Annotated in this window: 12 protein-coding genes and 1 pseudogene; 9 read left to right on the forward strand and 4 right to left on the reverse strand. The window is 45.4% G+C overall.

The window, feature by feature from the left end; translation table 11 throughout:
- Positions 1–104 precede the first annotated feature (104 nt).
- From ACX5KA_RS09030 to minE, 4 genes are all read left to right on the forward strand, one after another.
- A complete protein-coding gene (locus ACX5KA_RS09030; RefSeq protein WP_458730929.1) occupies positions 105–1,478 on the forward strand; it encodes a class II fumarate hydratase in 1,374 nt (457 codons plus the stop codon).
- A 351-nt stretch (positions 1,479–1,829) separates the two neighbouring features.
- The gene (gene minC / locus ACX5KA_RS09035; protein ID WP_458730930.1) at positions 1,830–2,612 is read left to right on the forward strand and encodes a septum site-determining protein MinC; all 783 of its coding nucleotides are present in this window, start codon (positions 1,830–1,832) and stop codon (positions 2,610–2,612) included.
- Between the two features lie 30 nt (positions 2,613–2,642).
- On the forward strand, positions 2,643–3,452 hold the full coding sequence (gene minD, locus ACX5KA_RS09040; protein WP_014977272.1) for a septum site-determining protein MinD: 810 nt from the start codon (positions 2,643–2,645) through the stop codon (positions 3,450–3,452).
- On the forward strand, positions 3,452–3,712 hold the full coding sequence (gene minE / locus ACX5KA_RS09045; protein ID WP_014950572.1) for a cell division topological specificity factor MinE: 261 nt from the start codon (positions 3,452–3,454) through the stop codon (positions 3,710–3,712). Before minD ends, minE begins: the two co-directional genes overlap by 1 nt.
- A 48-nt stretch (positions 3,713–3,760) precedes the next feature.
- On the opposite strand, the gene ACX5KA_RS09050 is transcribed toward minE, so the two are convergent.
- Entirely contained in the window at positions 3,761–4,594 is an 834-nt protein-coding gene (locus ACX5KA_RS09050) for a polyphosphate kinase 2 family protein (protein WP_458730931.1), read from the reverse strand.
- A gap of 248 nt (positions 4,595–4,842) precedes the next feature.
- Between ACX5KA_RS09050 and erpA the strand changes: the two genes are divergently transcribed.
- The gene (gene erpA, locus ACX5KA_RS09055) at positions 4,843–5,187 is read left to right on the forward strand and encodes an iron-sulfur cluster insertion protein ErpA (protein WP_014950570.1); all 345 of its coding nucleotides are present in this window, start codon (positions 4,843–4,845) and stop codon (positions 5,185–5,187) included.
- 191 nt (positions 5,188–5,378) lie between these two features.
- A complete protein-coding gene (locus ACX5KA_RS09060; protein ID WP_458730932.1) occupies positions 5,379–5,951 on the forward strand; it encodes a glutathione S-transferase family protein in 573 nt (190 codons plus the stop codon).
- A gap of 61 nt (positions 5,952–6,012) precedes the next feature.
- Here the strand turns inward: ACX5KA_RS09060 and ACX5KA_RS09065 are convergent, their stop codons facing one another.
- Complete coding sequence (locus ACX5KA_RS09065) at positions 6,013–7,005, reverse strand: D-2-hydroxyacid dehydrogenase (RefSeq protein ID WP_458730933.1); 993 nt, start codon at positions 7,003–7,005, stop codon at positions 6,013–6,015.
- Between the two features lie 155 nt (positions 7,006–7,160).
- Between ACX5KA_RS09065 and ACX5KA_RS09070 the strand changes: the two genes are divergently transcribed.
- Entirely contained in the window at positions 7,161–8,972 is a 1,812-nt protein-coding gene (locus ACX5KA_RS09070; RefSeq protein WP_458730934.1) for a trans-sulfuration enzyme family protein, read from the forward strand.
- A 200-nt stretch (positions 8,973–9,172) separates the two neighbouring features.
- On the forward strand, positions 9,173–9,619 hold the full coding sequence (locus ACX5KA_RS09075) for an SRPBCC family protein (RefSeq protein ID WP_458730935.1): 447 nt from the start codon (positions 9,173–9,175) through the stop codon (positions 9,617–9,619).
- A gap of 100 nt (positions 9,620–9,719) precedes the next feature.
- On the opposite strand, the gene ACX5KA_RS09080 is transcribed toward ACX5KA_RS09075, so the two are convergent.
- Together ACX5KA_RS09080 and ACX5KA_RS09085 are read right to left on the reverse strand one after the other, a co-directional pair.
- Positions 9,720–10,841 (reverse strand): alkene reductase, encoded by a 1,122-nt coding sequence (locus tag ACX5KA_RS09080; RefSeq protein WP_458730936.1) that lies wholly within the window; start codon positions 10,839–10,841, stop codon positions 9,720–9,722.
- A gap of 200 nt (positions 10,842–11,041) precedes the next feature.
- A pseudogene (locus ACX5KA_RS09085) lies at positions 11,042–12,361 on the reverse strand (carbohydrate porin).
- 499 nt (positions 12,362–12,860) lie between these two features.
- Here ACX5KA_RS09085 and fucP point away from each other — a divergent pair.
- The gene (gene fucP / locus ACX5KA_RS09090) at positions 12,861–14,198 is read left to right on the forward strand and encodes an L-fucose:H+ symporter permease (protein WP_039218956.1); all 1,338 of its coding nucleotides are present in this window, start codon (positions 12,861–12,863) and stop codon (positions 14,196–14,198) included.
- Positions 14,199–14,273: the final 75 nt, after the last annotated feature.

Genomic DNA, 14,273 nt, shown 5'->3' on the forward strand with positions numbered 1-14,273 from the left:
TTACTAGGGCCTAGTTTTCTAATGCCACTAGCCCTAATAGGATTCTGATAAAAGCGTGGCAACCACGCAGAAAAACTAGCTATATCAACACAAGGATACGAGTCATGACAGCAACACGCACAGAACGCGACAGTATGGGCGAGCTACAGGTCCCCGAAAATGCACTCTACGGCGCGCAAACTCAGCGTGCCATTCAAAACTTCCCTGTAAGCGGGCAGCGCATGCCGGAAGCCTTCGTACGCGCGTTGATTACAGTAAAAAAGGCCGCAGCACAAGCCAACATGAAACTCAAAGTACTGGATAAAGATCGAGGCCAAGGGATAGTTAAAGCCTGTGATGAGCTGTTGGCACTTGATGATGTGATGCAGCATTTTCCCGTTGATATATTTCAGACTGGTTCAGGCACCAGCACAAACATGAACGCCAACGAGGTCATTGCTCGCTTAGCCTTTCGTTATTCCAGCGAGCAGGTTCATCCGAATGATCATGTAAATTACGGGCAAAGTTCAAATGATGTGATCCCTACCACCATTCATGTTAGCGCGGCTATTGCATTGTCAAACGAGCTTATACCGGCCGTTGAAAGTTTAGTTCGTACTATTGAAGTTAAAGCAAAGTCGGTAGCGCAATACTGCAAAACCGGACGCACTCATCTCATGGATGCGATGCCTGTAGGCATGGATCAAAGCTTACTGGCTTGGGCTTCTCAGCTTAAGCAACAGGTTAAAACCCTGCGCGCCGTGCAGCCAGCTATTCAAACCCTTGCCCAAGGAGGCACCGCCGTGGGAACAGGTGTAAACGCCCATGCGGATTTTGCTACGACATTTTCAGATGCGCTAGGGGAGCTGACCGACATTGCGTTCAAGCCCGCTGACAATTTCTTTGCATTGATTGGCTCTCAAGACACAGCAGTGACGCTTTCCGGTGCGACAAAAAGTTTAGCCGTCACCCTTATGAAAATTGCTAATGACTTGCGCTGGATGAATTCTGGGCCTTTGGCTGGTTTAGGTGAGATTGCGCTGCCTGCGCTTCAGCCAGGTTCATCGATTATGCCCGGCAAGGTAAACCCGGTCGTTCCAGAAGCAGTGGCGATGGCTTCAGCACAGGTAATAGGTAACGATACGGCGATTACTGTAGGCGGGCAGTCTGGGAATTTTGAGTTAAATGTGATGCTACCAATGATTGCCAGCAATTTGCTTTCAAGTCTGTCGCTAATGACCAACAGTGCGACGCTAATCGGCGAGCAGGCGATCGAGGGCTTTACTGTAAATCAAGATAACATTGAAGCTGCGCTTTACAGAAACCCCGTGCTCGTCACCGCGCTCAACCCTGTTATTGGCTATGCTAAAGCCGCTGAAATAGCAAAAACAGCCTACAAAGAAAACAAGCCTGTTATTGATGTGGCTGAAGCGATGACAGATATCCCCAGAGGCGAGCTAGAATCACTACTAGACCCGAAAAAACTTACTACACCTTAAGCGCTGTGAGAAAACGAAGATGATAAAAAGTGCGATCTACGATCGCATTTTTTTTGTGGTGAAAGAGACGTTTGTATACAAACGGACGCACTAAAAACTCGCATAATTTACGCTTGATTAAAAACTGCTCAATGATTGGCACGTTCTTGGCTTGTTCGAGGGGTATTATCTGGGTAAAACGTGTTTTAACCGGTATACAGTTGCTGTATGCGAACGGGATTTTTGATACAGTGACGCAATAAATAAATTGTATAGCTGCGTAAGACAGCAACAGACACTAGCGCTAATAGGTTTTGCTTATTGTCATGGCTAATTGCTATGAGGAAAGTGACGCCTTTTCGGGAAGAAAAAATGACAGAAACTTGCTTTCGCATGAAGGGCACTACGCTCACCAGTATTGTGTTAGAAGTAATAGATTTTGAGCCAGATAATTTTGAAGCTCAGTTATCTCAGAAGGTCGCGAGCGCGCCGCAGTTCTTTACCCGTTCCTCACTGATTTTACATTTAATAAAGCCTTTATCTGCTACAGAGTTCGAGCTGCTGGTGGCGCTATGTCGTCGACTGCAATTGCAGCCCATGGCCGTGAAAGGTGAGGTGGCAGAGCTGAAGCCTACCATCAATGATTTGGGGTTAGCCGATGTAAGCCAAAGCAAATTTACAGACAGCGCCCTTCGTTCGCACAAAGCGAATGGTAGTAAAAACAATAACGGAAGCGGCGAAAACCCTTCTCAAACCGCACAACAAGATCAAACCGTTTCAGCGCCGCCAAAAAGTGAACCGGCTCCTGCAGCCGCAACCACGCTCAAACCTGCCAAAGTAATTAACCGTCCGGTACGTTCTGGTCAGCAAGTCTATGCCGAAGGCGGAGACTTGGTGGTAACGGCTTCTGTAAGCGAGGGGGCTGAGCTGCTTGCCGATGGTAATATTCATGTTTACGGCACCCTGCGCGGCCGCGCGTTGGCAGGCGTAAAAGGCAATACGGGAGCCCGTGTATTTTGCCAGTCGTTAGACGCGGAACTTATTTCAATTGCAGGGCAATTCATTATGCACGAAACCGTGAAAGGTGAATGCTGGAAGAAACCTGCACAAGTATATTTAGAAGAAGAAACATTACGTATAGAGCCGTTGGCTTGATGCTTTGTACGCACTAATAGGAAAGAATAGATGGCAAAGATTATCGTAGTAACCTCAGGAAAAGGTGGTGTAGGCAAAACTACATCGAGTGCAGCAATAAGTACGGGGCTTGCGTTAGCAGGCCATAAAACGGTAGTGATAGACTTCGATGTGGGTTTGCGAAACCTAGACCTCATCATGGGGTGTGAACGCCGCGTTGTTTACGATTTCGTAAACGTCATTAATAAAGAAGCCTCACTTAAACAGGCACTAATTAAAGACAAAAGAACGGAAAACCTTTTCATTCTTCCGGCATCACAAACTCGCGATAAAGACGCGCTTACCGTTGATGGTGTGCAGGCCGTATTAGACGAGCTTAAGAAAGACTTTGAGTTTATTATCTGTGATTCGCCAGCGGGTATTGAGCAAGGCGCACAGATGGCGTTGTATTTCGCTGATGAAGCCATTGTGGTTACTAACCCTGAAGTGTCGTCTGTACGTGATTCAGATCGTATTTTGGGTATTCTTCAAAGTAAATCGATGCGCGCAGAAAAGGGCGAACCGGTTAAAGAACACCTTTTATTAACCCGTTACAACCCAAGCCGTGTTGAAAGTGCTGAAATGCTAAGTGTCGCAGACGTTGAAGAAATTTTGGCGATTCCACTATTGGGTGTTATTCCAGAATCTGAATCGGTGCTGAAAGCATCTAACCAAGGTCAGCCGGTTATTCTTGACGAAGAAGCTAATGCAGGACAAGCTTATGCTGACGCTGTAAAACGTCTGCTAGGCGAAACTGTTCCACATCGTTTCCTAGAAGCAGAAAAGAAAGGGTTCTTTAAGCGTCTGCTAGGAGGGAAGTAATGGGAATTTTCGACCTGCTCAAAAAGAAGCAAAAGCCAAGCACCGCAGCGGTCGCCAAAGAGCGGTTACAAATCATTGTTGCGCACGAACGTAAAAAGCGGACAGAGCCTGATTACTTGCCAATGATGCAACAGGAAATTATTCAGGTAATTCGCAAATACGTGACGATTGCTGACGATCAAGTATCAGTACAGCTAGACAATAACGATGATTGCAGCGTACTTGAATTGAACGTGACTTTGCCAGACAGCAATAACTAAGGCTTAATCGCTTAATTTGTTATGGCTGCCTGCCAGCGTTCTTTCACCTTAGTCGCTCATTAGATCTTCATCGACATCTAGTTGCTTGGAGGCCAGCGCGATTAAACGCTCATCAAGTGGAGGCGGAGATATATCTACGCCTTCACTGAGTTTGGCGATAACGGCGTCAAGTACGTTAACCCTTGCTTGCCACTTAAACTCTCCGTTAATTACATGCCACGGCGAGTAGCTGGTGTGAGTATGCTTGAACATGTCATTCGTTGCTTCGATATAGGCTTTACGCATCTTACGGTTATGCAAGTCTTCTTCGGTTAACTTCCAGCGCTTGAAGGGGTTATGAAGACGCTCTTCAAATCGCTCTCGCTGTTCGCGAGAAGATATATGCATAAAGAGTTTGATAATGCGAACCCCGCTGTCACTGAGCGTTTTTTCAAATGCGTTTATTTCGTCATAACCGCGCTGCCATACCTCTTCATCAACCAACTTATCTACTCTTTCTACAAGCACTCTTCCGTAATGTGAGCGGTCAAATATTTTAAGTGTGCCAGGGGAGGGGATGTGTTGCCAAAAGCGATAGAGAAAGTGTTTGTCTTGGTCTTCTTTTGCGGGCTTTGCCACAGGAAATACACTCACGCCACGAGGGTCTAATTTCTCAGTAATACGCCTTATAGCGCCGCCTTTCCCTGACGCATCCCATCCTTCAAACACAATAAGTGCTCGTTTTTTCTGATGAAAGTAAGATTGCTGAACGTGAAAGAGTTTTTCTTGCTGTTTCACTAACGCGTCTTTGTATTCTTCTTTGCTCGTAAAGCGAGACTGTCCGAAATCGTCAAACAGCACTGGGGTTGAAGAAGGTAATTGAGAGTTGTCGGTTGTACTCATATGCCGCCCCTTTATTCTTGTATCGTCAATATATTAGATACGTTGACCACACTGCTATTTTCTATCTGTTAGTGTTAACTAGTTTACTTAACTTTTCTATCTCAACGTGTCACTTAACAGAAATGCCGTTAACTTGCAGTAACTTGAATCGTTAAGTTTTGCCCCAATAATTGCTAACTATCCGCAAGTATTAGATAATTGCGGCCAAGCACAAAGTGCGAAAGCACGAGGTTAATGTAGAGGTGGGTATGTCTGTAGAAACGGCGTTGCCAATTGAGTTTTCAGACGCTGCAGCAGCGAAAGTGAAAGCCCTTGTTTCAGAAGAAGAAAATCCTGATTTAAAATTACGTGTATACGTAACAGGTGGTGGTTGTTCTGGCTTCCAATATGGTTTCACGTTCGATGAGAAGGTGAACGAAGGCGATATGACCATTGAAAAAGACAGCGTAACTATGGTTGTCGACCCGATGAGCTTACAATACTTGGTCGGTGGCATTGTCGATTATGTAGATGGTCTGGAAGGTTCACGGTTTTTAGTTCAAAACCCAAATGCCACGACGACCTGTGGCTGTGGTGCAAGCTTTAGCGTTTAAGGGCTTGAGCTAAGCACTACTGCGCTTTTTAAGCATTGAACGTTCAGCTTTGAGCGCTTGATGTTAATACGATAGGCATACATCGCATCATTTTGTATGCCTATCCGTTGTCTTGTTCTCAACACTTCCTTTTATTTTCAAATTCCGGCTACACTGATTTCATAGAACGACTACGGTTTAGGACAGCGTTTATGAAATTATATGGCTCCACCACTTCTCCCTACGTGCGCCGCATTCGCATAGTACTTGCTTCTACCGAGCACGAGTTTTTGAATCTTCAAATCTTTTCAGGCGAAGACCGCGAACTTCTAGCTTCTCGTAACCCCACGCTCAAAGTGCCCTGTCTTGAAGATGACGGCCAAATGATTTTCGATTCTCGGATTATCTACAATTATCTTGCTGACAAGCTTGATCACGATGGCTTGAGTTGGGAAGAAGAGAATCAACTAACCCTGATTGATGCAGCTAACGATTCCTTTGTTCAGCTTATGCTGCTGAAACGTTCAGACTTTGATATTAGCGAAGACAAAATGTATTACCGCCTTCAAAATGAGCGAATTGAAGCTGTGTTAGATACGCTGTCAAACCAGCTTGATGCGGGCGGATTTAGTGGTTGGACTTATCCCGAAATCTGTTTGTACAGCATGATTGACTGGGTGCTTTTCCGCGAGCTTCACAGCATGAAGGAATATCCTCAGTTGCTAACGTTCCATGAAAAGCACCATGATCGAATTGAAGTGACAGCAACCGACCCGCGTAGTTAATTTTCGCATTATCAGGGCTCTACTGAGTTTGAAACCTGTTCAAATAAGGACTGTTATATGATTAATAACCCTTATCAAAATCAAACTGGTAATTAAGCGGTCCACCGTTGATGTAACGCAGCGCATTCTCTAAAAACACGTCGGCTACGTCGCTTGGCTGTGATTCTGCGGCAGTATGAGCGGTCACCGAAATACGAGGGTGCTGCCAAAATGGATGAGCGGAGTCGAGTGGCTCGTTGCGAAATACGTCCAATACTGCATGGGCCAATGTGCCCTTGTCTAAGGCTTGCAAAAGCGCTTCGTCGTTAACAGCACTGCCTCGCCCTGCGTTAATAAACACACTGTGGGGTTTCAGCGCACCGAAAAAATCGTGAGACAGTATATTTTGCGTAGATGGCGTGTCGGGCATTAAATTCACCACGTGGTCACATGCTCTGGCAAACGCTTCGATAGTGTCGGGTGTATAGACAGCATCGGCACCTTCCACTGCTTGCCCACTTCGGGTTAAACCCACAACGCTCATACCCAATGCGTGAGCAACGGGGATCAATGCTTGCCCAATACTGCCCAGTCCAGCAATGCCAAGCGTTTGTCCATTTAGCGGCATTCGCTTTGATGCTTCCCAAATTGGCTGAGCGGCACGCTGGTTTTGCTCAAAAGCCTTTACGTTTCTGGCATGCCCAAGCAAGTAAGCAAAAACATACTCTCTCATGAGTTTACCGAAAATTCCCTTTAGTCCGGTAAGTATGTAGTTCTTCTTATCGGCATTTAGAAGGGGAGCATTGCCTGCCCAGGTAGACTGGCACCAGGTGAGTGCTGAACATTTATCAATAATCCGAGACGCAAGGTCGGGGTCTGCAAGCAGTACCGTAACGGTTTCTGGATTTATATCTTCGGGACATTGAGCAATTTGTTTAAGCGCCAAAAGCGGGTGGCCATCAGCGTCTTTGAAGTCGTTGTTATCTGCTATTTTTGGGCGAATCGCTTCGGCAATATCATTCGCCTCATCGCTTAAAATAGTCAGTTCAATCCTCTTTGAACTCCTTGCTGTCATTCGCTTAACACTCCCAAAGTAAACTTTTCTTTCCTCTGTCTGACTGCACAATCGTAATGCTGATTGTTCTAAAAATGTGATTTAAGTTTTACATTTTTGTAAAAGGTGTTGGTGTCATGTACATGCACCTGAAGTCAATTTGCAACGGAATCGCTATGCAGTCAGAAAACAAATTCCAAAACTCAACAGATGTTGATGTAACGCACGCTAAGGTGCTTTCACCTAAGCGTAACACGACCCAAGCCGAAACAACGCAGGCTTTAGTTGAGGAACAATTATCTCATTTCGGTATAAATGCTGAGAGCGACTACGGTAGGGCACTCGCCAACACCGCTCATCACCTATATTGTGCTCAAGCAAGCGTTATGCAGCTATGGGATATTACGAGTAATACGCTACAAGGGCTTGATAAAGAAGACAGACTGGCTTATTTCAACGCTAAAAAGTTTCTGTCTTTTCAAATTGCGAAGATACTGGATACGCTGCAAAACCCATTTCGTGCCACGTACCAAAGTTTGTCGAGTGGCAATGGCTCGCAAGGGCACTATCCACTGTTCGACAATGTCACGGCACTTTTTTCTGCAACACCGGTGGTGGTAAGAACAGCGACTTATGTGTATGCCTGTACTGAATGGGTCGACGACGCATTTCAAGGCAAAGAATTTACTCACCAAATTTATTCACGTCTGTTAAACCCTACTAATATCTCTCTTGCTAACGCCATTGTGGATATGGAAGCGGGTCCTTACGCTGCCGAATATCTAGCTTGGAACTTTAACTCGGGCATGGCTGCCATTGATGCGTGTTTATCAAATGTTCTTAGTCATGGCGATGTACTGATTGTTTCGAGGAACGTGTACGGCGGAGTGTACCAACTACTTCATGATTATTTCGCCCGCAGCAACCGAATGGACGTACAGATTGCGTGGTTTGACGGTTATGACGCACAGAGCTTTGCAGCTTTCATGCAGAAAACTAAAGCCGAGCATGCATCACGTTTAAGCAATGGTGCGAAAATGCACGTGTATTTGGAGTCGCCTTGTAACCCACATGGTTACGTATTGGATGTGCCTGGGATCTGTGAATTAGCGCATGCACAAGATGCGTTAGTAATGTTGGACTCCACCCTTGCGACACCTGTACTGCACCAGCCACTTCAGCATAAAAATAAAGCTGCACGACCTGACTATGTGATCCACAGCTACACCAAAGATTTGTGTGGCAGTGGTGCTACGACAGCAGGCGTAGTTATTGGCGAAGGGCACCGCATGTTCCAGCCAAAAGGCAGTTCAGCAAATGGTGTTGATTGGTCACAGACCATGTTTTGGGATGTGTACTACATCAAAGGCGCGTTTTTAGACTCTGAAAAGGCCTTTGACGTATTAAACGGCATGAAAACCTTAGAGCAGCGCATGATGACCAAGGTCATCAATACGCAAGTGTTTACTGCATTTTTGAATGCCCACGATCAAATTCGCGTTAACTGTCACGCACTGCCTGAACACAGTAATGCAGGTTTGCGTGAAAAGCAGCATACACACGGCTGGCCGTGTACTTTATTCACGGTTGATATGGCGCCGGCAAACCTGCCTCGCGATGTATTTGTGCGGTTCTTCGATGCCCTAGAGCCTGCATTCAGCCACCAAGTGAGTATTGGCCAGAATAATACGATAATTTTATGCCCGGCACTGACCTCTCACTCTGAGCTCAGCTCAGACGAGCAGAAGAAAGCAGGGATAGAACTGACGACTATGCGTATCGCCATGGGTACCGACAACGTTAAACAGCTCATTGCCCACTTTATGCTAGCCGCCAAACATTTTATCGAGCCTCATGTTCCAGGATTTTGTGAGAAGTTTATGGCAAATGCCGACATCGACAATCTGTATTTGTCGGTAAGTGAAAGAGTAAGTTCACAGCACTTTGGCAGCAAGGCCAGTATGGATTCACTGATGAAAGGTGCATAGGTTAATTTTTTAGCTCAAGAAGTTGCTTTGAGCTGTCGATAAAAAATATTGAGGATGTTCTCCTTCTCCCGGGCCTTTCCTTACGCGGGCTCGGGATTTTTTATTTATAGCAAAGGTAAATGACGCTAGAGCGCCTAACCTTTGTTATAAGGTAAGATAGACACAGATCTTTAATGTCAAAGAATATCTAAGGCAGCCTTATGCACGAGTTTAAAATTGATGTAACGCTAGAGGCATCATTGCCCTTTGTTTTTGCAGCATTTCACGAGCCTGAATATCTTAGTGAGTGGTTTGCACCGGGCGATTGTTCGGTCACACAAATCATGAGTGATTTCAAGGAAGGCGGTCGCTATCGCATAAAGATGATGGATCCCAGCGGTATTGAAATGTCATTAACTGGTGAGTATGTGACTATTTTAGCGAACGAGCAGCTGTCGTTTTCCTGGGCGTGGGAAGATGATATGGAAGAGTCGGTGATGACATCAGTAGACATTCACTTCGAAAAGACCGATGAGGGGAATGTAAGGTTGGTGCTCATTCAGCAGGGCTTTCTCAATAAGCAAGAGTGCGATCAGCACAACTACGCGTGGATGTCGTGTCTAGAAAAACTTGCCGTATTAGCCGCTAAGAAAAAGTCGTTTAACTAAGGCCACATTTAAATAGTGAGAACGCGTTAGCATTACGCATCGTGTCATTTCAAATAACGCTTTTGAAAAGGGCAGAGCGCTAAACTCTGCCCAAACAACATCAGGTCAATGATGTCATCGCGTCTTTCCCACTTTTCTCACGGTAGGTTTCAAAATCGTTGTAGCCTTCTGCGCCACCTCCGTACCATGATGATGGATCGTCAAAGGATTCGAGAGGGTAATCGTGTTTAAATCGTGTCGGAAGGTCTGGGTTCGTGATCCAAGGTCTTCCAAACGCAATCATGTCACCATCGCCATCAGATAAACGTTTCTCGGCTTCTTCTTTGGTGTAGCCACAGTTTCCAATGATCATACCGTCGAAAAGCGCTCTAAATTCAGCAAGGGTCATGGCTTCGCCTCGTTCATGGAAACCAAAGGCCAAGCCATCCATTACGTGTAAATAACCTATCTCCAATTTGTTTAGCTGTTGGGCAACAAAGGTAAAGGTTTCACGAAAATCATCGGCCCCCATATCGTTAAATACACCGTTTGGCGATAATCTCACGCCAACGTGCTCCTTATCCCACACGCTCAATACTGCGTCCATCACCTCGGCCAAAAAGCGGTAGCGGTTATCGACACTACCACCATAATTATCGGTGCGCTGATTGCTGCGGCTATCCAAAAATTGATTGATGAGATAGCCATTTGCAGCATGAACTTCAACACCGTCGAATCCGGCTGCCTTGGCATTAATGGCCGCTTTTTTGTAGTCTTGCACTGTGCGTTTTATATCGTCAAAGGTCATCGCCTTCGGCACTTCGTAGGGCTTCTTGCCTTTAGGCGTGTGAATTTCGTCCCCTTCGATTTTTATTGCTGATGCAGACAGGGGCAAATTTCCATTGTGGAAGTCGCTGTGTGATGCGCGTCCAGTATGCCAGAGTTGCAAAACGATTTTTCCCCCTGCCTCGTGCACTCTATTGACCACAGAGCGCCAGCCCTCGACCATTTTGTCGATATAAATTCCAGGGGTATCAACCCAGCCAATGCCTTCTTCTGAAATGGCCGTTGCTTCAGTAATAATGAGCCCTGCATCTGCGCGTTGTACATAGTGATCGCCCATAATTTTATTGGGTATGCGATCGGTGCCAGCTCTACCTCTCGTCATAGGGGCTAATACCATGCGGTTTTGTAATGTATTCTCTGCCCAATCAAACGAGCTAAAAAGTACTGAGTCTGTCATTCTTATTCCTTATTCAACGTAGAATAGATTGATGTTAAAGCGCTAAGCGTATTGGTGCTCAAAACGCTTTAAGATAGTAGTGAATACAGAGATAGCGAGAAGTTGGATTGGTAGGAAGTTTCCCTTGAAACTAATTAAAGGAATGGCATCGGTTTGAAAAAAAGCGCCCGAAGGCGCTGTAAAGTGTATTGCAGGGAGATTTAAAGTATCAAAGCCGCTAGGTTTACGTCGAACCTTAGGCCCAGAACAATCGCATCATCAAGTGCCATGACTCTGTCGCGCTGTGCGAATTGGTCGGGGTTGATAATGTAATGAACGTTCGGCTGAATTCTTACGTGGTCGTTGAGTTGATAACCATAACTTAGCTCTAACATGGTTTGGCTGCTTGCTGGTGTACCAACCCCGCCGTTTATGCTTCTTAATATACGCTGATCCTCTAGCGCTTCGTCACTGTACTGTTGACGGGTAAATACGAAGCCAATGGTATCGTCAGGGCGTGAGGCCAGTGTGCCTCGTAATACGAAGCCCGCTTTTATATAGTAGTCTTCAATCAGCTCGCCCGATGTACCGGTTAGCACTGCACCGAATAGTGTTCACCCTTCTTTCGTTAGTGGGTTAGGACGAGTAACAGTTTGTTCAAAACGTGCGAATATACCCGAGCGACCGTTTCTCACAGCGTAATCATTGCCTGACTGCGCCGCATAGTTGCCCTCCTCATCAAAGACTGGGTCGGTGTAGTCTGCGCCATCGTACCAACCGCCAATTTCGTAGCGTCTTGGAAGTTCGTCATTGTCCCACGTAGTTTGATAGCCCAGAGTGAAGGGCACAACAACACCTGTAGCCTCATTAGTCGCCCAATCGAAGCCGTGATCGCCTAAGTCTTGATGACTGGTGTTATCTTCATAGACGCCGGTATGAAAGTATGTTTTTGGCGAAAGCCAGTATTTCGCATGGCCACCCCAACTCGAAACCGGCCACCAAGTAAAGTTACTGGTTCTAAATACAAAGGTTGGGTTCCCACAAGCAGCATTGGTTTGAAAGTACTGACAAAGTTCAGAGCCTAAAAAACTGATATTCGCTACTGTACGGCCACCTTCTAATTCTAAATCGCCATCTAAAAACGAGGAAGAAATCGTAAACCGTGCAAGACGGGTATTTTGGCCGCCAAAGATTTCTTGTACGGACGTACTGTTCCCAATGTAGTGCTCGGCCAAGTTTTTTCCGTGTCGGTTTGTCATGGCAATATGGATTTTGGTGTCTTTCCAGCCCGCTAGCGTATTTAAATCTAATTCCCCACCTACAAAGAGCTGACCCGCATAAGCACTGCCTCTGCGTTCACCACCGTCAATATTGGTGGCTGACTCACCCGTATAACTTGCTTGAAAGTCAAACGCGTCTTGAAACTTACTTTGTGATGCTGACGCAGTGGCGGCAACAATGGCGGTGCTTGCGAGGAGCGCTGTTTGCAAGCCTGTCTTACATCCAGAAAAGCGACGGGTAATTGTAGGTGTTTTCATCATTATTCTCTCAATTAAAAATGTTTATCAACCGCAGCTTGTTATGAGCGTGTGACTGATGACATCTACGCATTTGTTGCTAACTCCTTGTTGACGCGAGATAAATCAGAGGTAGCTAACGTTACAACGCGTTAACATATGCTTGTTTTGAACGAAATCTAACTAACCTTTGTTATTAAATCAACCTTGTTTATTTATTTCTTTTGCTACATTTGTGTGTTTTTCGTTAATAGTGAGGAGATGCGATGGCAATATTTCAAGGTGAGTAGAAAGCGCTCAGTGAGGCTTGTTATATTGGTTATGTTATTGTCTATTAAGAAATTTTCAAAGGCGGTTTTATCCGTTTAATAACAGTCACGGATTGTCTGTTAACGGTCGTCTACATATAAAGTCTAATTTTTAACGCAATTTGAAATAAGTAAATCAAATTGATTTATTGACAGAGGTAAAGAGCAATGCTTAAATTGGTTAACTAATTTTTTACAAGCGAAAGGCCGTTCTTATGAAAAACAACGCCCCTTTGGTTTCCAAAGACACACTGATTCCCTTTGTATTGTTAACGATTTGCTTTGCTGCATGGGGTGTGGCTGCGAACATGACAGACCCTTTGGTAAAGGTATTTAGTAAAATATTTACCATGTCGTCTTTGCAATCGGCATTGGTTCAATTTGCCTATTATGGCGCGTATTTTTGCTTAGCCATTCCTGCTGCTTTTATCAACAAGCGCTTTTCTTATAAAACAGGTGTATTGACCGGACTGGGCTGCGCGGCCGCGGGGGCATTTCTGTTTTATCCAGCCAGTCAAACCATGACTTACGGTTTTTTCCTTGCTGCACTTTTTGTATTGGCTGGTGGATTATCCATTCTGGAAACGTCGGCGAACCCTTACGTCATGGCGATGGGAAATCAAAAAAGTGCGACACGCCGTTTAAATCTAGCTCAAGCATTTAATCCCGTTGGTACTAATTTAGGTGTGTTTTTGGCTGCAACGCTTATATTGCCAAACCTGAATCAGGCATCTGCACAAGAGCGTGCTGCCATGTCGGTAAGCGAGCTTAAAAACGTGATAGGGGCTGAGCTTGATGCGGTAATGCTTCCTTATGTAGGTATGGCATGTGTACTCGTTTTGGTTTGGGTTGCAATCTTCCTGATCAAAGCGCCAATTCAAGAATCGGTTGAGTCTAGTGTGGAAGACGTTAAGTTGGGCGCTTCGCTTAAGCGGTTAGTAGCCAACAAGCATTATCGGTTTGGCGTATTGGCTCAGTTTTTTAATGTCGGAGCACAAACGTGCGTGTGGACCTTCACCATCCAATATGCAATGAAAGCGACAGGTGGCAATGAAGTGAGTGGTGGTGAAATTTTACAATACAGCATGATTGTATTTCTAATTTCTCGTTTCGTGATGACGTGGGTTATGCAGTACCTCTATCCAGCTAGACTGCTAATGATCATGTCACTGATTGCCATGGCGCTATGTATCTTCATGACACAGTCTCCTAATTTAGCAGGCGTAATCGCATTGGTATCTATCTCTGCCTGTTTGTCACTCATGTTTCCAACGATTTACGGCATTGCGCTTGAAGGTCTGGGGGAAGACACTAAGCTAGGCGCAGCAGGCCTTGTAATGGCCATTCTTGGTGGAGCTATTATGCCGCTGTTCCAAGCCGCCATTATTGATAGCGCAGGTGTTATTGTGTCATATATTGTTCCAGCTATTTGCTTCTTGCTAGTAGGTGGCTATGGCTACTTCGACATGCGCGCCAAAAAGAGCAGCGCTAAGCCTCAGTCCGAAATAGACGCAGATGCCCTTAAAAAGATGGAAATGGGAATAGCTAAATAGTATTTCTTAAGTAACGTGTACGGGGCCAGTGATTTTATCACTGGCCTTTTTTGTTTGCCCAGCGAAGCTGGCAAA

Source organism: Alteromonas alvinellae, from assembly GCF_902705805.1.

What these genes read in the sequence shown, in the direction of transcription:
- minD (WP_014977272.1), top strand. Translation starts at nt 2,643, where the DNA reads ATGGCAAAGATTATCGTAGTAACCTCAGGAAAAGGTGGTGTAGGCAAA.
- ACX5KA_RS09080 (WP_458730936.1), bottom strand. Translation starts at nt 10,841, where the DNA reads ATGACAGACTCAGTACTTTTTAGCTCGTTTGATTGGGCAGAGAATACA.
- ACX5KA_RS09060 (WP_458730932.1), top strand. Translation starts at nt 5,379, where the DNA reads ATGAAATTATATGGCTCCACCACTTCTCCCTACGTGCGCCGCATTCGC.
- ACX5KA_RS09075 (WP_458730935.1), top strand. Translation starts at nt 9,173, where the DNA reads ATGCACGAGTTTAAAATTGATGTAACGCTAGAGGCATCATTGCCCTTT.
- minC (WP_458730930.1), top strand. Translation starts at nt 1,830, where the DNA reads ATGACAGAAACTTGCTTTCGCATGAAGGGCACTACGCTCACCAGTATT.
- minE (WP_014950572.1), top strand. Translation starts at nt 3,452, where the DNA reads ATGGGAATTTTCGACCTGCTCAAAAAGAAGCAAAAGCCAAGCACCGCA.
- ACX5KA_RS09030 (WP_458730929.1), top strand. Translation starts at nt 105, where the DNA reads ATGACAGCAACACGCACAGAACGCGACAGTATGGGCGAGCTACAGGTC.
- ACX5KA_RS09070 (WP_458730934.1), top strand. Translation starts at nt 7,161, where the DNA reads ATGCAGTCAGAAAACAAATTCCAAAACTCAACAGATGTTGATGTAACG.
- ACX5KA_RS09050 (WP_458730931.1), bottom strand. Translation starts at nt 4,594, where the DNA reads ATGAGTACAACCGACAACTCTCAATTACCTTCTTCAACCCCAGTGCTG.
- fucP (WP_039218956.1), top strand. Translation starts at nt 12,861, where the DNA reads ATGAAAAACAACGCCCCTTTGGTTTCCAAAGACACACTGATTCCCTTT.
- erpA (WP_014950570.1), top strand. Translation starts at nt 4,843, where the DNA reads ATGTCTGTAGAAACGGCGTTGCCAATTGAGTTTTCAGACGCTGCAGCA.
- ACX5KA_RS09065 (WP_458730933.1), bottom strand. Translation starts at nt 7,005, where the DNA reads ATGACAGCAAGGAGTTCAAAGAGGATTGAACTGACTATTTTAAGCGAT.